This is a genomic window from Paenibacillus sp. R-74696 (assembly GCF_055814915.1).
Window position 1 is genome coordinate 186919 of record NZ_JBPULM010000030.1, and the last position, 20697, is coordinate 207615.

Annotated in this window: 22 protein-coding genes; 3 read left to right on the top strand and 19 right to left on the bottom strand. The window is 48.7% G+C overall.

The features are described 5' to 3' along the window. Positions 1-28: 28 nt before the first annotated feature. From prsW to ACSR9A_RS12645, 3 genes are all read right to left on the bottom strand, one after another. Positions 29-727, bottom strand: coding sequence for a glutamic-type intramembrane protease PrsW (gene prsW / locus ACSR9A_RS12635; protein WP_341278190.1), 699 nt, complete (start codon positions 725-727; stop codon positions 29-31). A gap of 448 nt (positions 728-1175) precedes the next feature. Beyond that, positions 1176-1790 carry a genetic competence negative regulator gene (locus ACSR9A_RS12640; protein ID WP_046232007.1) on the bottom strand — a complete coding sequence of 205 codons (615 nt, stop codon included), beginning with the start codon at positions 1788-1790 and terminating at the stop codon, positions 1176-1178. Between the two features lie 198 nt (positions 1791-1988). After that, on the bottom strand, positions 1989-2309 hold the full coding sequence (locus ACSR9A_RS12645) for a hypothetical protein (RefSeq protein ID WP_473757546.1): 321 nt from the start codon (positions 2307-2309) through the stop codon (positions 1989-1991). 193 nt (positions 2310-2502) lie between these two features. Here ACSR9A_RS12645 and ACSR9A_RS12650 point away from each other — a divergent pair, with 193 nt between their 5' ends. Continuing rightward, on the top strand, positions 2503-3384 hold the full coding sequence (locus ACSR9A_RS12650) for a polysaccharide deacetylase family protein (protein ID WP_473757548.1): 882 nt from the start codon (positions 2503-2505) through the stop codon (positions 3382-3384). Positions 3385-3638: 254 nt separating this feature from the next. Here ACSR9A_RS12650 and ACSR9A_RS12655 read toward each other — a convergent pair whose 3' ends face one another. Further along, positions 3639-4244: a CPBP family intramembrane glutamic endopeptidase gene (locus ACSR9A_RS12655; RefSeq protein ID WP_473757549.1), complete on the bottom strand. Its 606-nt coding sequence runs from the start codon at positions 4242-4244 to the stop codon at positions 3639-3641. A 107-nt stretch (positions 4245-4351) separates the two neighbouring features. Between ACSR9A_RS12655 and ACSR9A_RS12660 the strand changes: the two genes are divergently transcribed. Continuing rightward, on the top strand, positions 4352-5269 hold the full coding sequence (locus ACSR9A_RS12660; protein ID WP_341278194.1) for a hypothetical protein: 918 nt from the start codon (positions 4352-4354) through the stop codon (positions 5267-5269). Positions 5270-5282: 13 nt separating this feature from the next. On the opposite strand, the gene ACSR9A_RS12665 is transcribed toward ACSR9A_RS12660, so the two are convergent. Further along, positions 5283-5609 (bottom strand): rhodanese-like domain-containing protein, encoded by a 327-nt coding sequence (locus ACSR9A_RS12665; protein WP_341278195.1) that lies wholly within the window; start codon positions 5607-5609, stop codon positions 5283-5285. Positions 5610-5894: 285 nt separating this feature from the next. Here ACSR9A_RS12665 and serA point away from each other — a divergent pair, with 285 nt between their 5' ends. Continuing rightward, positions 5895-7484, top strand: a complete 1590-nt coding sequence (gene serA, locus ACSR9A_RS12670) for a phosphoglycerate dehydrogenase (protein ID WP_473757551.1) — start codon at positions 5895-5897, stop codon at positions 7482-7484. A gap of 429 nt (positions 7485-7913) precedes the next feature. Here the strand turns inward: serA and ACSR9A_RS12675 are convergent, their stop codons facing one another. From ACSR9A_RS12675 to ribH, 14 genes are all read right to left on the bottom strand, one after another. Then, the gene (locus ACSR9A_RS12675; RefSeq protein ID WP_473757553.1) at positions 7914-9380 is read right to left on the bottom strand and encodes an ATP-binding protein; all 1467 of its coding nucleotides are present in this window, start codon (positions 9378-9380) and stop codon (positions 7914-7916) included. After that, on the bottom strand, positions 9380-10096 hold the full coding sequence (locus tag ACSR9A_RS12680) for a response regulator transcription factor (protein WP_473757554.1): 717 nt from the start codon (positions 10094-10096) through the stop codon (positions 9380-9382). The genes ACSR9A_RS12675 and ACSR9A_RS12680 overlap by 1 nt, the downstream gene beginning before the upstream one ends. 27 nt (positions 10097-10123) lie before the next feature. Then, on the bottom strand, positions 10124-11386 hold the full coding sequence (gene ccsA, locus ACSR9A_RS12685; RefSeq protein ID WP_473757556.1) for a cytochrome c biogenesis protein CcsA: 1263 nt from the start codon (positions 11384-11386) through the stop codon (positions 10124-10126). Then, on the bottom strand, positions 11383-13044 hold the full coding sequence (resB, locus tag ACSR9A_RS12690; RefSeq protein ID WP_473757558.1) for a cytochrome c biogenesis protein ResB: 1662 nt from the start codon (positions 13042-13044) through the stop codon (positions 11383-11385). The genes ccsA and resB overlap by 4 nt, the downstream gene beginning before the upstream one ends. A gap of 12 nt (positions 13045-13056) precedes the next feature. Continuing rightward, entirely contained in the window at positions 13057-13590 is a 534-nt protein-coding gene (locus ACSR9A_RS12695) for a redoxin domain-containing protein (protein WP_341278201.1), read from the bottom strand. Positions 13591-13680: 90 nt separating this feature from the next. Continuing rightward, a complete protein-coding gene (locus ACSR9A_RS12700; protein ID WP_046231994.1) occupies positions 13681-14424 on the bottom strand; it encodes a pseudouridine synthase in 744 nt (247 codons plus the stop codon). 54 nt (positions 14425-14478) lie between these two features. Further along, complete coding sequence (locus tag ACSR9A_RS12705) at positions 14479-15012, bottom strand: spore maturation protein (protein ID WP_341278202.1); 534 nt, start codon at positions 15010-15012, stop codon at positions 14479-14481. Next, complete coding sequence (locus tag ACSR9A_RS12710; RefSeq protein WP_473757560.1) at positions 15005-15673, bottom strand: nucleoside recognition domain-containing protein; 669 nt, start codon at positions 15671-15673, stop codon at positions 15005-15007. Before ACSR9A_RS12710 ends, ACSR9A_RS12705 begins: the two co-directional genes overlap by 8 nt. Before the next feature lie 100 nt (positions 15674-15773). Beyond that, positions 15774-16952 carry a D-alanyl-D-alanine carboxypeptidase family protein gene (locus ACSR9A_RS12715; RefSeq protein WP_473757561.1) on the bottom strand — a complete coding sequence of 393 codons (1179 nt, stop codon included), beginning with the start codon at positions 16950-16952 and terminating at the stop codon, positions 15774-15776. Positions 16953-17200: 248 nt separating this feature from the next. Next, the gene (gene ytfJ / locus ACSR9A_RS12720; RefSeq protein WP_473757562.1) at positions 17201-17689 is read right to left on the bottom strand and encodes a GerW family sporulation protein; all 489 of its coding nucleotides are present in this window, start codon (positions 17687-17689) and stop codon (positions 17201-17203) included. 257 nt (positions 17690-17946) lie between these two features. Beyond that, entirely contained in the window at positions 17947-18633 is a 687-nt protein-coding gene (locus ACSR9A_RS12725; protein ID WP_473757563.1) for a DUF2953 domain-containing protein, read from the bottom strand. A 77-nt stretch (positions 18634-18710) separates the two neighbouring features. Next, the gene (gene scpB, locus ACSR9A_RS12730; RefSeq protein ID WP_046231988.1) at positions 18711-19316 is read right to left on the bottom strand and encodes an SMC-Scp complex subunit ScpB; all 606 of its coding nucleotides are present in this window, start codon (positions 19314-19316) and stop codon (positions 18711-18713) included. Then, positions 19285-20064 carry a segregation and condensation protein A gene (locus ACSR9A_RS12735; RefSeq protein WP_056028893.1) on the bottom strand — a complete coding sequence of 260 codons (780 nt, stop codon included), beginning with the start codon at positions 20062-20064 and terminating at the stop codon, positions 19285-19287. Before ACSR9A_RS12735 ends, scpB begins: the two co-directional genes overlap by 32 nt. Positions 20065-20214: 150 nt before the next feature. Beyond that, positions 20215-20685, bottom strand: a complete 471-nt coding sequence (ribH, locus tag ACSR9A_RS12740) for a 6,7-dimethyl-8-ribityllumazine synthase (RefSeq protein WP_056028895.1) — start codon at positions 20683-20685, stop codon at positions 20215-20217. Positions 20686-20697 lie beyond the last annotated feature (12 nt).

Here is a 20697-nt window from a genome sequence, read left to right on the forward strand (position 1 = left end):
CCTCTAGCTGTCAGTATGGACGGCATCGTTACAATTTAACCTCTTCATCCCGCTTCAAAAAACGAAACGGAGAGCGCGAATTAGCCCGCTGCATTTTTCGGAGCCCGACGACCCATAGCACGGCCATGAACGGAATGATGAACCATATCCAGCTGGAACGCATCGTAATCATGATCCAATCATAACTGCCGTGCAGCATAATGGGCAGTAGAAACGATACGATGATATAATTTCTGCGTTTTTTGCCATTGCTTTCGAACTTCGCTTTGCCTACATAATAGCCCATCATAATGCCGAATAGGGCATGCCCCGATACCGGAAGCAGCGCCCTCATTATGAGCGATCCGAACGTTGCGGGTGTCAGGAAGGCATACATCACATTTTCGAGCGTCGCAAATCCGAGCGAGATGGAGGCGGCATAAACGATGCCGTCATAAGGCTCGTCAAACTCCGTATGATTATAAATAAAATGATAAAGAACGAACCATTTTATAAATTCTTCTACGCCAGCCGATTGCACAAAGGAAAATACGATCGGATTGTCCCCCCACCACAGCTGCAAGCCGCGCTGCACAACCATGATCGGCAGCACAATCAGCACGCCCAGCAAAAACATCCGGACGACCATATGAATCGGCTCCGTATCGTATTTGTCCTTTAAATATAAATAAGTCAGCAGCGCTATTCCCGGTGCCACTGCTGCTGTCAAGACAGAAATCCACGTCATCGTCGTTGTTCACCCCCTTGCTGCACCCGCCCCCGATAGGGAGGCTTCCTCAATTTACGGCTATTCGCCATATAATCGGCAAGCCGCATATCCACTTTACGGTTTTGATGGATTTCGCATACTTGCACCAAACTGCGTATTATTCATATATCCCGCTTCACATCTATTTCGAATTCATCACCAGCAGCATGCTGTTTGAATCCCGCTTGTCCAACAAATTAGGATGTTCAATCCCTCTTCATTATACAACGCTCCGGACGCATCGGATATACCTATTATCATTATGACATTCCCCCGCACCGCTACGGTCTTCCTGTCTATGGAGCTATCTAGCAGAAGCGGCGGACACTATAATCCTGTTTTTTCACAAAAAAAGAAGAAGAGCATCAGCAGGCTTGACACTCCCGCAAATGCTCTGTTCATTGCGCCCTCTTCGCTTAAGCATTGCCTAGTTGAAAAAATGAGTGCATATTTCTTTCACTGCCTCGGAAGGCATAATTACTTTCCCGTACTCCTCCAGCATCGCATAAGTGACCGATGTGGCTTCGCCGTATTCCGCCAGCAGGGCGATAACGGCATTATGGCGGGACGTTTCAATCAAAGCCGGTTCCAGCGCCAGTATATATTTATTATTGTAAGCATACAGGCGCCCATCCTCTGTTAGGGCAGCGGCTTGCAGCTGTCTGCAAACCTGTATAACATCCTCGAAATCCCGAAAGGAATACATGACGATATCGCTTTGCTCAAGCGTCACTTCCATTTCGTAGATTTCGTCATCTGCGTCATCATCATCGGAAGTTCTCTCTTCCGAGCTTCCGTTCATTTTGCCGCGAGTGACAATCACGACCATACCTTGGGCCGGCAGGGCAAACACTTCGACCGCTAACGGTCCGCTGGCATCGAATCCAAGTTCACTGTATGCTTGATCCATCATTTCACTGAATAGTTCGTGCACCTTTGGAATTTCGCGCCACATGTCGTCCTTCTGGATCCCTCGTTCCAGCAGGTCGTCGAACGTCAGAAATATTTTTATCTTGTCCTGACTAAGTCGTTCGATCTTCATGACAGGATCCTCCTCTGCAGCATCTGTTGTAACAGCGTATGAAATTTATAAGAAGATGTGACCAAAATGGTCAAATCAAACTATGTAACTACTTTATCATGTTCAAACTCGGATTGCACCTAAAATAGGCAAAAAGAATCGTTCGAATCTGCACTTTTTCAGTGCCTCGTTCAAACGATTCCTTCCAGAAACTGTTGGTTAATGTGTCGTGTTCGACGATTCCGCCATGATCTCCTCGGCTTGCTGTTTCAGCTCCGGATCACTGTTCATCATTGCTTCAATCTGAACCCAGCCGTCTCCGAATTTTCCGGCGGTATCGTCTGTACGCTTTGGGCCCGTATTTACAGCCTTTTGCGTCCAATTGTCGTTCCACAAGGACATCGCCTTATGGCTAATCGATGAGCAAGCGCTCGCCAGCACGCCCGCTGCAAGTGCAGCTGTACCTGGACGCTTGCGGGCAACATAGAGAGCAGCGGCTGCCCCGGCAAGCCCTCCGAGAAGAAATCCTCTTAGCCTCATAGTAGGACAAAACCTCCTTGATTTAGGGCCTTAAAAAATCCCCATTCAATATTCGATTTCACCCTTTAGTGTGGCTTGCTTGACCTTATTTATCCTGCTTAATAAAGGAAATCCAGCAGCCTGCAAAACACAGCATTATTGATTATGCTACAATAATACCCATTGACAACTACAATATAAATGGAGGTTCATTATGTTTAAACGAATGACCGCAGCGCTCGCTGTTGTTCTGGGAGCCGCTTTAGTTGCTGCCGCTTGCAGCCAGCAAAGCGTCCCCTCAGGCAGCAGCCTGCCGCAGGAAAGTGCTTCCGCACTGGAAAGTCCAGCAGCAAGCCAGTCGCCTGCCGCTTCGCCAACCCTTCAGCAGGAGGAGCCAACGGCCTCGCCTCTTACAGAAGCCGAAGCAACGCCGCCGCCAAGCGAGGCACCGGCAGCCAAGCTTTACAAAATGGACAGCGTATACCGCTTCAAGCCGATTGATAAAGGGGTGGCGGACAAAGTCGTGCTGCTGACCTTTGATGATGGGCCGCACAACAAGGAGGTGCTGACCAGCCTGCTCGATACGCTGGACAAGCACAAGGCCAAAGCGATCTTTTTCGTAAACGGCTATCGGGTTCAAGCGAATCCTGATTTGCTCTCGCTCATTCATGAGCGCGGACAGACGATCGGCAACCACTCCTGGGACCACATCAATTTGAAAAAAGAATCCGCCGCTAAAGTGGAGCAGCAGGTGGCTGATGTCCAGGATAGCGTCATGAAGCTAACCGGTGAAGCGCCAAAGTTTTTCCGTCCGCCTTACGGCTCCGGCAACGATAGCGTCAAAGAAATCGTCAAAAACCACGGCATGCTGTACATGACGTGGTCCAACGGTTCGCTCGATTGGGAGCAGAAATCTCCCGGAGATCCTGATAAAGTCGTCGCGAGTGTGCTGGAGCAGCTCCATCCAGGCGCCAACATTTTAATGCATGAGCTGGCCTGGACCGCTGAAGCGCTTGACAAGCTGCTGACGCAGCTTGAAGACAAGGGCTATGGCTTCATCGATCCGGCTGCAATTGATACGGAGCAAACGAATTAAAGCGCTGAGGTAGCCAATCGCTGCAGCAGCTTAATTCGCATATTTCACTCCGTACCAGAACAATAAGCCGACCAAGCTCAAAAAGAGGAAAAACAATACATTATAATACCATCTCGTTATTTTGCTAGCGCCCGAAGGGAACTTTTTCCGTCTTGGGGGAAGGATCTCCCTTCCCTCTTCATCAATTCGGGAAGCTTCCGTTGTCTCGGGCGACGGCCCTTTGCGCGTGGCTTTCCCGAATTTTTGTACCCTGCTCATAATTGCCCTTTCGGTTCCCTCCTGAATCTTATAATAAAGCCCATAATCATATCTATCGCAAAGTGCGCAAGAATTGGGGCCCATAAGCTGCCGGTTTGGATATAAATCCATCCTAAGCCGTAGCTAATGGAAAACACAAGTCCAGTTGGAATCCAATGCTTTAAATACCGGACATGAATGGCTGCAAAAATAATGCTTGTCCAATACGGCCCGAACGCATGCTGCAGAGCGCCCCTGAAGAGGAGCTCTTCACAAACCGAGACGACAAACGACAATACGATAATATGCCAAATCGGGCGTTCACGAAAAATCCGGTCATTTACACCGCCATCATCGGCAGCTTCATCAGGGACAAAACGGGAAATAGACAAATCTACAAGCAGTACAACCGCCGCCAAACCTAGTCCAAACCATACGACGGCAAGCTCTTTCGGAAAATGAAATAAAGTAATTATGCTTTGACGCTGAAATAAAACCCATATCAAGCCGATAATAAAAGTAAGTGCTTGCGTCATGTACAAATTAATGAGCAGCATGCGATCGTCAAGCTCGTCAACGGTCACCTTGCGCACTCGTATTTTACGGATGTCGAATTTTTTCATAACTTCCCGCCCGTCCTGGAGGTTCGTATTTTTGAAGTAAATTCACCTGTACGCACAGGCTGCAAAAGAGAGCAATAATGAATACATACATAAAAGGGAGTTTTGTTATGGAAAAGCAGCTAACCCGTTCCGCCATGTTTTACAGCATAGGTTTTATTTTCATGCTGGTTTGCGCAGTTGGCGCATTTTTCTACGGTGTACAGTACGGCAGTGAGCAGACAAAAACCAGCTACGAAATGAAACAGTTAAACAGTGAGGCAAAATCCAAGTCGACTCCGTATCAGCAGCAAGATCTCGTCTCCTACTATCATACTGTATTTCTGCCCTACCGTGAATTCCAAAACGAATGGTTCAATGCTATGAAGAAGCTGGAGCAGGATGATTCAGCCGATGGCAATGCCATTTTCAAGGATTTGTCCAAGCTGGCCAAGAAAAAGGCAGCCGAGGTCGCCTCCTTCAACATGCAGCAATCGCCACTGCTCGGTGAAGCACAGGCGAGCGTCATTAAAAGCCTTGAATTGTTTGAGCAAACGTCTAATAAAGCAGCAAACAAGGCGAAGACGCTCAATTCTGCGAAGCTCATTGCAGCCGTTGATGACGATTCCATTTACCAAGCAGCCGTGAAGCAAACCCTGTCCTCGCAGCAATCTTATTACAGCGCGATGATGAAATGGGCGGCTACCGTAAACAGTGATATTCCTAACGAATACAAATTCCCGAATATTTTGGAAATCAGCAAATGGAACAAGCTGCCCCTTATTGTAAAAAACAAATTAATGGCCGACCATTTGCTGTCGCATAAGCAGCTAACGAATTACTATCCACAGGATCTGGTTATCCGGATCGATGAATTTATTAAGACGGGGCAAGCGAGCAAAATGAAAATCCGCTCCATCGCTGCCATTGCTGAGCTGCTGATGAATACAGCCGCAGTACGCAACGGCGACTACAGCAGCGGCTCAGAGCAAATGTACAGCAAGGAAGTGCTGCCGCTGCTGCCTTTCTTCACCACGACTTCGTCTTAAGCGCCAAATGGTGCTAATCGTATTGAAACCCTTGAAGCAGGGCTATGGCCGCCATTCCTCCCGTCACATTGAGGAGGCTGCCGTAGCCCTGCTTTTCTAAATATCCGCATACATTTGCGCTGCGAACGCCATGTGCGCATACAATATAAAGCGGCTTGTCATCCGCTAATTGTCCCAATTGCTGAGGAATCGTATTCATCGGAATAAGCGTAGACTGCTCCAGATGATAATAATCCCATTCAAATGACTCACGAACGTCAATGACTTGCCCTGCCTCTATATGTCCTTTCTCCAAAAGCTGCAAAAAAACATCCGCTTCGATCTCTTCCCAATTGTTCATGTCTCGTCTCTCCCCTTTATCTATTTAAGCAGGCAATGCATGAATCATATCAAAAAATTTCACATTTGATCAAGTTTGAGGATTGCAATTGTCCATGTTAATGCTTTAAAATGATAAAGGCTATCCTTTCTGTCCGTTCGACATGATTCGAGTAGCCGTTTGACTATATGAAACTCTCGCCTCGCATGCATAGTGTGCAAGGGCGGTTTTTATTTTAGTATCACACCTGATCTAGCTTACGAAATGATTTTTACATTCGCAAAAATTTTAGGGGGCAATCTACTTATGTTTAAAGTGCTAGTATCCGATCCCATCAGCGATCTGGGCATCCAACAGCTTGTAGACGCGGAAGATATCATTGTCGATAAAAAACCAGGTTTAAGCGAGGACGAGCTCGTCGCCATTATTGGCGAATATGACGCTCTGCTCGTTCGCAGCCAAACGCGTGTAACAGCACGCATTATGGAAGCTGGCAAGCTTCTGAAAGTCGTTGGACGCGCAGGCGTTGGCGTAGACAACATTGATTTGGACGCTGCAACCCAGCGCGGAATCATCGTTATTAACGCTCCTGACGGCAATACGATTACAACTAGCGAGCACACTTTTGCCATGATGATGGCTGTAGCCCGCCATATTCCTCAAGCTTATATGAAAACGGTCAATGGCGTTTGGGACCGCAAATCCTTCCTTGGCGTAGAGCTTCGCAACAAAGTGCTCGGCGTTCTTGGCATGGGCCGTATCGGCAGCGAAGTTGCAAAACGTGCAAAAGCTTTCGGCATGGACATTCTCGGCTACGACCCGTTTATGACGGAAGAGCGTGCAGAAAAGCTTGGCATTAAGCTTGCATCGGTGGAAGAAATTGTCCGTAACGCGGATTTTATGACGGTGCACACCCCGCTCACACCTGAGACTCATCATATGATTGGCAAAGACCAATTTGCTGTTATGAAGCCTGGCATGCGCATCGTAAACTGCGCTCGCGGCGGCATCATTGATGAAATTGCTCTGGTTGAAGCGGTCGATCAAGGCATCGTCGCTGGAGCAGCATTCGACGTATTTGAAGTAGAGCCTCCTGCTGAGGACCACCCGTTCCTGAAGCATCCGAAAATTATCGTAACGCCTCACCTTGGCGCATCGACAGTAGAAGCGCAAGAAAATGTTGCGATTGACGTTTCGGAGCAAGTGCTGCACATTTTGCGTGATGAGCCGTTCAGCAACGCAGTCAACATGCCGCCAATTCCGGCTGGCCTGCAAAGCAAGCTTCAACCGTATTTCGTTCTTGGGGAGAAGCTCGGTAGCTTTATTTCCCAAATGACAGACGGTCCTGTACAGGAAATCGTTGTCGGTTATTCCGGTGATCTTGCGGAAGTAGATACTCAGCCACTGACTCGCTACGTTGTCAAAGGCATTTTGTCCCACCACCTTGGCACAGAGCAAGTCAATATCGTCAACTCGATGCACCTTGCGAAAGAGCGCGATGTCAACATTGTCGTTCAAAAATCGCATATTTCGAAGGACTTTACGAATCTCGTAACCGTATCGCTGCGCACGAAGAAGGAAGATCGCGTCGTTGGAGGCACACTGCTTACGGGTTACGGTCCTCGCATTGTGCAAATTGACAACTTCCCTGTCGATGTTACACCTGAAGGCAACCTGATTCTGATCTCGCATAATGATAAGCCTGGTATTATCGGCCGCGTTGGTACGCTGCTTGGTACAAATGACGTGAACATCGCAACGATGCAGGTGGGTCGTCAGCTAGAGGGCGGCTCCGCGATTATGGTACTGCGTGTTGACAAAGGAACGCCGAAAGAGGTTCTTGAGCAGCTTATGAACTTAACTGAGCTGAACACTGCAAAAGAAATCAAAATCTAATAAGGACTTCTATCCATGCAAGAAACCCCTAAGTGTTCTTAATTGACCACTTAGGGGTTTTTGTTTGCCAATCGGCTTGATATGGCCCTTCTCTACTCCTATTCCTGACAACAGGCTGCTACACACTACACACGGCCTAATCGGCTTCTACCGCCTTAAATGTCTTGCCTTGTAGGTGATTAGCAATGCACCGCTATCGCCAAGATTGAACGTATCTGGACCCTTAAGCTCGTAGGACATTCCTACCTAAAGTGTAAGGCAGCCACTGCATCTGCATCAACTGCACATTCGCCGTATCCGAGGTTCCTGTCATTTAAAAACATTTTTTGTTAGAAAACTCTATTCTATTTATGAAAATGTTTCACGAGCAACAAGATTTAATGCTTCTTTTCAACAAAAAATAGCGCTCCGATAGGAGCGCCTTGACAGCTAATGCTTCGTTTCGACAGGCAGCAACAGCGTAAAGGTCGTTCCTTTGCCGAGTATGCTGTCTACTTCGATTTGCCCATTATGCTGGGTTATAATATTTTTGACGATCGCAAGACCGAGACCCGTTCCAACAGAGGTGCCTCGCTTGCGCGATTTGTCCGCTTTGTAAAACCGTTCGAAGATATACGGCAAATCCTCGCTAGGAATGCCCTGTCCTTCATCTTTAATTTGCATTTGAATAAAATGGGTCTGATTAATCGTCATTTGGCTTGCCGCAATCGTGACGGACTTGCCAAGCGGCGTATGCCGCAGCGCATTATCCAGCAAATTTGTCAGCACCTGCTCTAGCCGATCTTCATCCGCCCCTAGCAGCAAGAGCGGTATATCAGGCAGCTCTGTCTTAAACATAACTTCCCGTTCTTTGGCAAATACTTGGAACTTGCGATGCACACGCCTTATAATTTGCAGCAAATCGACCTGCCGCAAATTCAGCTCCACATGCCCAGCTTCCATACGCGCCATATCCAGAAAATCATTGACTAGCCTGCCCATACGCAGCGACTCATCATAAATGACCTGCACAAGCTCCTTGCGCTCCTCTGGAGAAGCCACAATATCATCAAGCAGCGCTTCGCTGTAGCCTTGCATCATCGAAAGCGGCGTTCTAATCTCATGTGAAACATTCGCCACAAAGTCACGCCGCAGCTTCTCCAGCTTATGCTCCTCCGTCACGTTCCGAATAACTGCGACCGCTCCGCGGGCAACGCCCTCGCGCAGCAGCGGAGCCATCACGACCGACCACATGCTGTTGTGCACGTATACTTTATTCGAAACATCGCGGCCTTCGTCCATGACCTTCTCGAATATATCAAGCAGCGGTCCAGGGACAGAAGAGTATGGCTTTGTGCTATCGTAAAAAGCATCGCCCCACTCCTGATTCAGATCAGCCCAGCGGTTTATAAGCAAATGCCCCGGCGGATTTGTCAAAATTATTTCGCCTTCAGCATCGAACGTAATAACTCCGTCCCCCATGCTGCGCAGGATGCTCGACAAATGCTCCTTCTCATGATTAAGATCATGAATTAGCTTATCGACCTGCTCAGTCATATTATTGAACGTATTCGCCAACTCGCCAATTTCATCATTTGAGCGAATTTTCACCCGCATCTGATAATTTCCTTGCGATATCGAATCCGCAGCCTCCTTCAGCTCGAGCAGCGGCTGCTGAATTTTACGCGATAGAAAAAAGGCAAAGAAGGTCGACATCAGAAAGCCGATAACTGCAACGATGACGAACAGCAGCATCACTTCATGGCTGGCATCATTTTCAAATAAATACCCGATATACGGAATAAGAAATACGCCAAGCGTCAGCAGCACGACGGCCACGAGCAAAATAATCGTTACCCACAGCTTGCCTACGACGCTATGCCACAGTAGAAAAGGAGAGTACTTCCTCCAGTTCATTACTTTGGCACCTCAAGCTTGTAGCCGACGCCCCATACCGTTGTAATCATGGCTGCTGCATCGCCCGATACTTTGTTCAGCTTCTCGCGCAGGCGCTTGACATGCGTATCAACGGTTCGGAGATCACCGAAAAACTCATAGTTCCATACATCCTTAAGCAGCTCCTCACGGGAAAACACTTTATCCGGCGAAACAGCCAAATAGTGCAAGAGCTCATATTCCTTTGGCGTCAAGCTCACTTCCTGACCTGCCGCTGTTACCCGGTGGGCATCATGCTCAATGACCAAATTCGGAAATACGATATTGTTGCTGGAATTGACTTCCTTCGTCAAAAAGGCAGTCGCCGAGGAGCGGCGCAAAATCGCCTTAACTCGATAAATGACTTCGCGCGGGCTAAATGGCTTAACGACATAATCGTCAGCCCCCACTTCAAATCCTTGCACGCGATTCATTTCCTCGCCTTTCGCCGTCAGCATAATGACAGGCGTCGCTTTCACTTGACGAAGGCGGGAGCACATTTCCACGCCGTCAATGCCCGGTAGCATAACGTCGAGCAAAATCAGCGCGTAGTCCGTAGCCGTAGCCATTTGCAGCGCGGATTCCCCATCTTCCGCTTCATCAATGACGTAGCCTTCCTTTTCCAAATACATTTTGAGCAAACGGCGAATCCGTTCTTCATCGTCAACAACCAAAATTCGGCTGGCGAAATTAGACATATTCACTAACCCCTTTCCCAATCGCGATTAATTCGTTCCCGCGTAAGAATGAAGACCCGCTATTACCAGATTTACACCCACAAGCGTAAACAGAATAACGACGAAGCCAATGACCGCGAGCCAGGAGGACCGCAGTCCCTGCCAACCGCGCGACAATCTGAAATGCAAATAAGCACTGTAGTAAAGCCAGGAAATAAGCGCCCAAACTTCCTTCGGGTCCCAGCCCCAGAACCGCCCCCATGCAATATTGGCCCAAATCATGGCAAAGATGAGCGCACCGAGCGTGAAAATCGGAAAGCCAATCGCAATGGCGCGATAGCTGATTTCATCCAGATCATCCGGGTCTACCCCCTCCATGACTGGATGAATAACTGCTCCAAGCGGCTTGCGGAATACGAGGCGGAGCAAGCCATACAATATCGTTCCAGCAATAATCGACCAAATGACCGTATTGAGCTTGCGGCCTGCATTAACGCCGTTCATCCAAGATGGTGCCTCCAGCTTCGTGTCTGTCATGCCAAGGAAACTGTCAGAATGGACGACCTGGCTGTTATAAGGCTTCACAATCGGAGGCAGGGAATAATCAACCGTTTCGACTTTAGACGACTCCATTCCTTTGGAGTCAACTGTCGACATCTCCTGCGAGAACTGAGCTTCATAACCAGCGGCACGGAAACCGAATACCGCAACCAGAAAACCAATAATAATAATAATCGTATATAGCGAAAACTCTACCCAAAAACGCGATCTCCGCGCTTCCTTCGTCTCGCTATTGAAATCAACAACCCGCAGCAAATACATAAGCCCGGCAGCAAAGCCGACGGCAAAAAAGGCTTCGCCAAGCGCAGCAGTCGTGACATGTACTTTAAGCCATATGGAGTTAAGCGCTGGAATTAGCGGCTGGACCTCCTGTGGAAAAACCGAAGCATAAGCTACGATAATAACGGTTAGCGGCAGGGAGAACATGCCCAGCAGCGCTTTACGATAAATCGCATATATAATCGTAAAAGCAATCATTATCGCCATGCCGAGGAAGGTCATAAATTCGTACATATTACTCGTTGGAATTTGACCGCTACCTGCCCATCTTGTGAAGAAGAAGGTCAGATGGGCTGCCAGCCCCAAGCTTGAGGTGACAAACGCAATGCGTCCCCAGCGCTTCTCATGCTGAAACGGATCGCGGTTGCTCCACTTTTTCCCCGCAATCGCAATGACATAAAATAAAAAGGCAAAGCAATACAGAAAAAAAGCGGCTATAAAAGCATCACTGCTCAAATCAACTAAACTCACGCGTTATTCCCTCCGTTATCTAGCGACTTTGGATCTACGGTCACGCCAATCTTTTGAAGCGCGCCTGCCACATCCGCCCGCATGCCGTACCAGTTTTTATTCGTGTGTGCGCCAAGCGACAGCTGGCCGTCGTCAATGCGCAGCCATATTCTGCGATGCTGCCAGTATGAACCCATCAACAAGCCGATCATTGATATAGCTGCACCGACCCAGACAAAATTCAGCGCCTTGTCCACACGAACATTAAGCGAGGTAGAAGCTTCTGAGAAGTTGACATTTTGCATCCCGTCAACCTTGATCTCAAACTTGCTTGCTAATGCGCCATTAATTTGATCTTGCCCAAACTTCTCCTTGTCCTTCTGCATCGGGAAATACATATAAGGCTGTCCCGCTTCAGGGAGTCCCGGACCGGTAATCAGAAAGACGAATGCTGGCGCATTTGGTTCACGCCCGAGCGTCGTTGGTTCGCCATTCTCGCCAACTGCAAAATCCATGTAATTGGCGATCAGCCGCATTTTGTAAGGGCCGAGCTCATAATCGAGCGCAGCATCCTTCATCGTCAGCTCGAAAGGCCCGTATTTCTCGCCCGTCTCTTTGTTAATCAGCATAGGCTGGACGCTTATGAGTTTAGGCGTCAGATCGAAGTCAAACTGATACAGCTTCAAACCTTTGTATTTCAGTGGGCTGTTGACGATAATATCATGCTTCGCTACTTCCTCAAGCACCGGCGTCTCGCCAGCCTCGCAGCCGCTTGTACATGTATAAAGCACAGCCGCCGTTTCATAAAGCTTTGCCCTTGCTTGTCCCTTCAGCTCCGGCGGAAGCTCGTCATCCGTATAAAAATCAACGGTAAACTTTTCATTTTTGACATAATAGTTGGTGCCTTCAATCGGTACGGTCGCGCCGTCAGCAATCGAAATATAGCTGTCCATTTGCCAGCCAGGCAGGCTGCGGGCGAGTATCGACAGCAGAAACAAAATAAGGCCGATATGATTAATATAAGGACCCCATCTGCTAAATCGGTTTTTCTCCGCAAGCAGTGCCGAGCCGTCCATATGAACGCGGTAGCGCTTCCGCTTTAGCTGAGCCGCAAACTGCTCCACCCATGCTTCGGCAGGCTCGTCCACTTTTGCGGAATATACCGTCTTCTGCCGATTGATGAACTGGAGATGCTTGCGAATTTGCTGCTTGCTCAGCGCCCTATAAAGCGGCAAAATCCGGTCCAGGCTGCAAATGACGAGTGATGTCCCGATCATTACAAGCAGCGTAATGAACCACCAGGACTCGTAAGTGTGCGACAAACCTAGCATATGATAGATTTTGCCTGGTGTCCCATATGTACTTTCATAATAAGCCGCAATATCAAAGTTATTGATAAATGTGTTTTCCTGCGGGTAAATCGTTCCGAGAGATGCGCTGACAAACGTCAGCACAATTAAATAAATGGCGATTTTCACAGAAGAAAAAAAGCTCCAAATCCGGTCGATTGGATTTTGGTTTTTTTTCTGCGAACGTCGGGCAATGCCGTCATAACGCATTTCCAGCGGCTCACTTTGCTGCTGGTCCTCCATAAGCGGCTTGCCGCAGCTTTCGCACAGCACGGTTCCAACCGCGTTCTGATGCCCGCATTCACACTTGGTGTTATGTATAGCTAACACGGATGAAACCTCCTAATACGTTAACAGCTTCTCTATTCGCTCATCAATATATTCCTCAGTCATTCCACCAACCGTAATATCCATTATTGTCCCATCCGGTTTAACGAAAAAAGTAGTCGGATACGATCTTAGTCCGTACTCCCGCTCCGTCTTCCGGTCCACATCCCGCAATATCGGATAGTTCAGCTCAAACTGATGGACAAAATTGTTAACGGTGAGTGTATCCTCACTCAAATTAATAGCCAGAATTTCGAGGCCATCATTTTGCCATTTGGCAAATTGACGCTCGAATTCCGGCATTTCCTTCACGCATGGCGGGCAAAATGTTCCCCAGAAATTAACGACAATCGCTTTGCCCTTGTAATCGGACAGCTGATGTACGTTGCCCTGTATATCTACAAGCTTAAACTCCGGAGGTGTGCCTCCCACCTTCGGAACGCCCCCGCTTTGGCCGGAAGCAAACAAAGTTGTTCCAATCGCATACCCTCCGATAATGAGCACGGCTGACAATATGACGATCTGCATGATTTTGCGTGACGATTTCATAGAGCTTTCATCACCTGCATTTCGATTAGTGTATCAACATAGATAGATCCATTATAACGAAAAGCTGGCGGCAATTGCCGCTGCCGCCGTCTACTTTTTATGAACTTTATGTGACTTGCGAGCAGCTTCGCGCAGCTCCTTCACTTCTACAGGCGTCAGATGGCGGAATTGCCCCCTTGCCAAATTATGCAAGCCCAGCTCGCCGAACTTCACCCTTCTCAAACGAACAACCGGATGATTAATCGCTTCGAACATCCTTCTAACCTGACGATTACGGCCTTCATAGATCGTAATACGGACAGTTGATGTATTTTCTTCCGTATTTACGTCCTGGTACTCAACCTCAGCAGGAGCGGTCATGCCGTCTTCAAGCTTAACGCCCTTCTTCAATTGATCCAGCAGCGTTCCGTGAGGCACGCCCTTTACTGTCGCATAATAGGTTTTTGGTACATGATGGCTCGGATGCGTCAGAAGATTGGCGAATTCGCCGTCATTTGTGAGCAGCAGCAGCCCTTCTGTATCGTAGTCCAGACGGCCTACCGGATAAACGCGCTCTCTGATGCCCGGCAAATAGTCGGAGACGATTTTGCGGCCTTGTGGATCGCTCGCGCTCGTAATAACGCCCTTCGGCTTATTCAGCATCACATACACTTTTTTCTCATTTCGGATTGGCTTGCCATTCACAAGAATGACATCTACAGCAGGGTCCGCTTTCACACCGAGCTCGGTCACTTTCTCGCCATTGACCTCAACCACTCCAGCCAAAATCATTTCCTCGCATTTTCTCCGGGATGCGATGCCCGCTTGCGCTAATATTTTCTGTAAACGTTCCAATACTTTCACCTCAAACTTTATCATAACGATATGAGGCGCAAAGCACAAGCGCTGTTAACCGAATATGTACATGCAAATGAAAATTGCTGCTAAAAAACCGACCAGATCGGAAAACAAGCCCACTTTAAGCGCATATTTGGTTTTTCGGATTCCGATAGCTCCAAAATAAACGGTTAGCACATAAAGCGTCGTATCCGTGCTTCCTTGAATAGTAGAAGCAATTCGCCCAATCATCGAATCCGGCCCATAGGTTTGAATCAGATCTGCGGTAAAAGCAAGCGACCCTGCCCCAGTTAACGGCCTAAGCACCGCAAGCGGCAATACCTCGCTTGGTATGCTGAGCCAATCGAACAGCGGGCGAACGACGCCAATCATAAAATCCATCGCGCCAGAAGCACGAAACATGCTGATTGCAACCATCATCCCGACGAGATGGGGAATAATTGCAATGGCTGTACCGAAGCCATCCTTGGCACCTTCAGTAAATGTCTCATAGACGGGAACTTTGCGAAAAGCCGCATAAAGTGGAATAAATACGATAATAGCAGGTATCAGCCATGCCGATGCTCTGGTAAAAGCGTCAAGCAACGCCGCCACCTCCCCCCGAAGCTGCCGCTGCTCCCGGCTTGGCTGCTGGGGCAAGAGGCTGGGACGGACCTTTGACAATAGGCGGCTTCTGCCTGCTCCGGTACCAGCGATCGGCCACAATCGCCGCAGCGGTAGCAATAAACGTAGCGGCGAGCGTCGTGCCGACGATTTCCGCCGGATTCGCCGAGCTGTAATTCATGCGAATCGCAATTAATGTTGTCGGAATCAGCGTAATGCTGGATGTATTTAACGCGAGCAGCGTACACATGGCTGGAGTTGCGACAGCCGGATCTGGGTTCAGCTTCTGCAGCTCCTGCATCGCCTTAATGCCCATCGGCGTTGCCGCGTTGCCTAATCCGAAGAGGTTGGCGCTCAGGTTGCTCATAATATAGCCGAGTGCCGGGTGGTTTTTGGGCACATCCGGAAATAGGAAGCGAACGATGGGGCCGAGCAGCTGTGCCATTTTTTTCAACAATCCTGCGTCCTCTGCTATACGCATCATGCCCAGCCAGAACACCATAATGCTGATCAGTCCGAAGCTGATCGTCACGCCAGCTTGCGCTCCTGTGAACGCAGCTCCGGCTACTGCATCAATTTTGCCATTAAAAGCGCCGACGACGACGCTAATGACAATTAAAAACAGCCAAATAAAGTTAACCATGCTTCCCGCCTCCCCAAGCAGTCAAGCGTAAACGGCGGCTACCTTTTCAATACGAAGCCGCCGTTTCAGATTCGATTAAAATAGGCAAGCTGCTGCTTTTTCATTTAAACAAAGCCCGAATAGCCTCGCCTGCAGACGCCAAATAACTTCTCTTCCCCAATCCATCATTGAAAAAAGCATCCGCCTCAGCCTTTCTGCGCTCTGGAAGCGTAAGTCTGCTGCTCCCCGTATCATAGATGGGCACAGCTCCTATTTTCGCCCCGTTCATATACCACTCGAGCGAACCTCTTTCGCCCAATGCATAACGCGTCGTTGCTGTATTTACAACGATAAGCCGTGAAGTCAGCTGGCCTTTTTCCTCCTCCGTTAGGGGGTAGCTGAAGGTTTGCCCTACAGCATAAGGATAGCCGGTGAGCGCCTGTCCTTTGCCCGCTATTTGGGCTAGCGGATAATGCTGAAAGCCCCAATCAAGCATATGGCGATGATCCGCCCAATCGTCTCCATCGCTTAGCGTGACAGCTGCCAGCTGCTGACCGCCTCGGGTGGCGGAGCTGACAAGGCAGCGCAGCGCCTGCTTCGTGTAGCCAGTCTTAACGCCATCTGCGCCATCATACATTTGGAGCATTTTATTTTTGTTGACCCATTTATATTGCCACTGCTCATGCGGGTTTGGGACCTGCTTGACGGGTGTGCTGACAATTTCGGCGAATACAGGATTGCGGAGCGCATAAGCGGTCAGCTTAGCAAGATCGTTAGCTGAGGAATAATGCCCTTTCTCATCAAGGCCATGCGGGTTTTTAAATTGGGAATTTGTCATTCCCAGAAAAGCCGCTTTTTCATTCATCAGCATAACAAAGCCTTCCTCTGAACCGCCGACATGTTCTGCAATCGCGGTTGCTGCATCATTTCCCGATCGCAGCATGAGGCCATACAGCATGTCCTGCAATTTCATTTCTTCATTAAGCTGCAAGTAAATCGAAGAGCCTTCCTTGCCTACCGCCCGCTTGCCCGTCTTGACGGTGCCTGACAGATTGCCATGCTCTATCGCTACAATTGCCGTCATAATTTTGGTTAGGCTGGCTATAAGCATCGGCTTGTCTCCGTCCTCACTATAGAGCAATCTGCCCGAGGTGACATCAATCAGCGCTGACGCTGATGCATGTGTGCTCAGCGGTTCTGGTTCAGCCGCGTAGCCTGGCGCTGGCAGGCTTGTCCCTAACAAACAGATCGCCAAACCTAACAAGAGCGATATACGAGCTATTTTCACATTGCTAATCATTGTTCGCGGCCCCTTTCCTATGTGTAAGTCTGATACTCATGAGAGGTCAATGCCTTCCCCACAGACTTTTAAACGCCTTGTACACTGTATGCTTGTCTCGGCAAAATTAGACTGTAATGTGTAGATGGCTTACCCTTTTCTCGGCGGACAAATGCCCGCTTTGCATAATTAAAACCCTATTTATATCGGCTCCGCTTATAAAATTTTGTGCTTTAAATGAAAAACTGCCCTTGCGGGCAGCTTTGTCCTTAAATAACGGTTGAGTCCGTTGTACTCATATAGCCTGAATTCATATTGGTGCCTGCTAATTGGCTCGTGCCACTGGACGAGCTGCGCATCATGGATTGCACTTTATCGAAAACATACGGTGTCGAATCAATAATTCGCTCCAGCAGATGCGTGTTATTATCGAGCGGCACGATTTTGACGCCTTGTGTGCCAACAACGAGAAAGGCAATAGGCGTGATTGATACACCGCCCCCGCTTCCTCCGCCGAATGGCGCAGCTATTGCCGCCTTGTGGCTGTCATCGGAGCTGCTCGACGAAGCTGAACTGTCACCGCTGAACCGCATATCACTGCCGCCTGCAACAAATCCAAATCCGACCTTGCTGATCGGCATAATAATACTGCCATCTGGCGTTTGCACCGGGTCGCCAACAATTGTGTTTACATCGACCATTTCTTTAATATTTTCCATTGCTGTCTGCATAAGGCCTTGTATTGGATGCTCTTGCACGACATCTCCTCCTAATTGTACAAATCAATTTAATGCAGGCTACGCTAATAATGTTTCCCGCAGCCCCACATTGTATGTATTAAGCGTAAACGGTTGATTCCGCCCTCTGGCGGCGCCGCGCGTTTCAGTCAGAGAAATAAAAGCACAGTACGATGAAAAATTATGCTTTGCTTCTAAAAATAAAAAAAGCAAAACCCCGCTCTTCTTTAAGGAGGCGGCTTTGCTTTTTTGCGAAATATTCAGTTTGTACTCATCCATTATTTAAACAAAATTTGGTGCCACATTGTGATGCCATGCGAGCCTTTTTTGAGTCTGAATAGCAAGCTAAGGCCTGATTTTACCGCATGGAACATGCTAAGCTTGGCCGTACATTGCCATTCTGTTTGAAAATAAGTCCCTTGGTACATCGGCTGCACCTGAAGCACCGGATCGGCTTTAAGCAAAACGAACTGTGATATGACGCCCAGCATCGTCGTTTTAATCGACCACACAGCCCCAGTCGTCATGGCCGTCCACATCGCGTCCCCAACGCCTACCGTTGTCGACCATTTCCATTCGGTCAATTGCACCTTTTTCAGCAGCTGCTTGACCCAGCCTCGCAAATTATCGGTTACTTCCAGCGCATGCTTCAGTTTTTCAATAAACCGCTGTACATTTTCGGCGTCAATTTTCCCCTGCTGCTCCTTGGAATGCTCCACGCCCGCCTGCTTGGTGCTAATTTGCTCATGCAGCCGGATTGTGGCTCCCTGCAATTTCAATTGCGGGATCTTCACCTTATAATGCAGCAGACCATACAGCCCTACAATTCGCACATCGATATGGTCAAGGTCGCCCTTCCTTCTAAGCTTTCCATATACGCGCACCGGCGAAGCAAGGGCAAGCAGCAATAAGAACAAAAAAAAGAGACCTGCCGCCGTCATCAAGCCGTAAAGGTTTCCGGGCATAGTGCTTCCTCCGTTTTCCTATTATGGGTTGAATATAGTATGACCCGGCGGTCAAATCTCATTCTCTGCAAGCCTGATTAATTCGGCGGAATCTCGTCAATCGTCATTTGCCGCTCGCCGATGCGTTCAAACAGCATTTGTGTCTGTTCTTCAAGGGCGTCTTCCACATCGATATGCTTCGGCTCTGGCAAAGCTTTAATGCTGGACAAGCCGAAATAATCGAGAAACGCTTTGGTCGTGCCATACAAAATAGGACGTCCAATTGCTTCCGCGCGGCCCACCTCTTCAATTAAATCTTTGGAGACGAGCGACTGAATTGCTCTATCGGTTTTGACACCGCGAATTTCCTCGATATCAATACGGGTAATCGGCTGGCGGTAAGCAACGATTGATAATGTCTCCAGCGCTGCTTGCGATAGCTGCGAACGTGTTGGCGTATAGGCCATCCGCTCAAAATAAGCGGCGTGATCTGGATGAGTCGTCAACCGATAAGCACCGGCAACCTCCGTTACCTGAACGCCTCGCTCCTCCCGAGCCAAATCCCGATGCAGCTCATACACCAAATCGGCAGCAAGCTCGGCATCAAACTGCATAATATCTGCAATTTGCCGCTTCGTCAGCCCTTCATCGCCTGCCATGAACAGCAGACCCTCAATAATCGACTTCAACTTCTGATAATCCACTGTCCTCCGCATCCCCTCTCCAATGAATCACAATATCATCAAACAGCTGATGCTGAAAACAACGAATATGCTTCATCTTCATCAACTCCAAAATCGCCAAAAACGTTACGACGATTTCATGCTTGTCCATATTTTCGCGAATCAGCTTTGAAAACTGCACCGTCTCATACTGCCGCAGCACCTCAACAATGTCGCGAATCCGATCCTTTACGGATATTTCGTCCCGCTGCACAGTCGCCACAAATTGGCGCCTCGCCGCCTTTTTGAGCGCACGCTGAAAAGCCGCTACCAGATCAGACACATGCAGGCCCTCAAGCGGGTTAATGTCCTGCTCCTGCAAAAAGGGGGTCATGTCCTCCGGCTCACGCGAAAAAACGAGGCTCCGCTGCGTTTCCTTCTCCCGCAGCTGCTCGGCAATTTGCTTGAATTTGCGATATTCAACGAGCTTCTGAATGAGCTCATCGCGAGGATCAAGGCCATCATCCGGCCAGTCCTCATATTCTTCCTCAAACACGGGCGGCTTCGGCAGCAGCTGCCTGCTCTTAATGGCCAGCAGTGTAGCCGCCATCACCAGAAACTCGCTGGTCACCTCAAGCTCCATCTCCGTCATTGCATTCAAATAGTCCATATACTGATCTGTAATCTCGTTGATTGATACCTCATGAATATCGATTTCTGCTTTATCAATCAAATGCAGCAGCAGATCCAGAGGCCCTTCGAAAGATTCCAGCTTGTAAAGCACTGACACTGCCATTTCCTCCCGACTAATCTTCCGATAAAATCGCTGCGCCACTCGTAAACGTAAACAGCTGATGCCAACCAACCGCAACCATCCGTTACGCCAAAAATAGAAAGGCCTCTTCTCAGAGGCCCTTCTCGTGAGCTGCAAGCCTTAAGCTTAATTATGCAGCAATTTTGTTAAATTAGCCATCTCTATTGCACTGGCTGCAGCTTCGTACCCTTTATTTCCAGCTTTTGTTCCTGCACGCTCAATCGCTTGCTCGATGGAATCAACCGTCAATACGCCAAAAATCGTCGGTACGCCCGTTTTCAAGCCAACAGCCGCCACTCCTTTTGCCGCCTCGTTGCACACGTAGTCAAAATGCGGTGTTGACCCCCGAATAACGGCGCCTAGCGTAATAACCGCATCGTATTTGCCGCTCTCTGCCATCTTTTGCGCGATAAGCGGAATTTCAAAAGCTCCCGGTACCCAAGCAACCTCAACCTCGTTATCCAATGCACCATGGCGTTTAAATGCATCAAGCGCTCCGCTAAGCAGCTTGCCGGCAATAAATTCATTAAACCTTCCAACAACGATTCCGTAACGCAAGCCTTCCGAAACTAAATGTCCCTCATATACATGTGGCATAATTAAATTCCT

Excerpts from the sequence above, each read along its gene's own strand:
- ACSR9A_RS12650 (WP_473757548.1), top strand. The coding sequence starts at position 2,503 with ATGTTTAAACGAATGACCGCAGCGCTCGCTGTTGTTCTGGGAGCCGCT.
- ACSR9A_RS12715 (WP_473757561.1), bottom strand. The coding sequence starts at position 16,952 with ATGATTAGCAATGTGAAAATAGCTCGTATATCGCTCTTGTTAGGTTTG.
- ACSR9A_RS12675 (WP_473757553.1), bottom strand. The coding sequence starts at position 9,380 with ATGAACTGGAGGAAGTACTCTCCTTTTCTACTGTGGCATAGCGTCGTA.
- serA (WP_473757551.1), top strand. The coding sequence starts at position 5,895 with ATGTTTAAAGTGCTAGTATCCGATCCCATCAGCGATCTGGGCATCCAA.
- ACSR9A_RS12710 (WP_473757560.1), bottom strand. The coding sequence starts at position 15,673 with ATGGTTAACTTTATTTGGCTGTTTTTAATTGTCATTAGCGTCGTCGTC.
- prsW (WP_341278190.1), bottom strand. The coding sequence starts at position 727 with ATGACGTGGATTTCTGTCTTGACAGCAGCAGTGGCACCGGGAATAGCG.
- ACSR9A_RS12660 (WP_341278194.1), top strand. The coding sequence starts at position 4,352 with ATGGAAAAGCAGCTAACCCGTTCCGCCATGTTTTACAGCATAGGTTTT.
- ACSR9A_RS12645 (WP_473757546.1), bottom strand. The coding sequence starts at position 2,309 with ATGAGGCTAAGAGGATTTCTTCTCGGAGGGCTTGCCGGGGCAGCCGCT.
- ACSR9A_RS12695 (WP_341278201.1), bottom strand. The coding sequence starts at position 13,590 with ATGAAATCGTCACGCAAAATCATGCAGATCGTCATATTGTCAGCCGTG.
- ACSR9A_RS12725 (WP_473757563.1), bottom strand. The coding sequence starts at position 18,633 with ATGCCCGGAAACCTTTACGGCTTGATGACGGCGGCAGGTCTCTTTTTT.
- ACSR9A_RS12680 (WP_473757554.1), bottom strand. The coding sequence starts at position 10,096 with ATGTCTAATTTCGCCAGCCGAATTTTGGTTGTTGACGATGAAGAACGG.
- ACSR9A_RS12655 (WP_473757549.1), bottom strand. The coding sequence starts at position 4,244 with ATGAAAAAATTCGACATCCGTAAAATACGAGTGCGCAAGGTGACCGTT.
- ACSR9A_RS12640 (WP_046232007.1), bottom strand. The coding sequence starts at position 1,790 with ATGAAGATCGAACGACTTAGTCAGGACAAGATAAAAATATTTCTGACG.
- ribH (WP_056028895.1), bottom strand. The coding sequence starts at position 20,685 with ATGCCACATGTATATGAGGGACATTTAGTTTCGGAAGGCTTGCGTTAC.
- ACSR9A_RS12665 (WP_341278195.1), bottom strand. The coding sequence starts at position 5,609 with ATGAACAATTGGGAAGAGATCGAAGCGGATGTTTTTTTGCAGCTTTTG.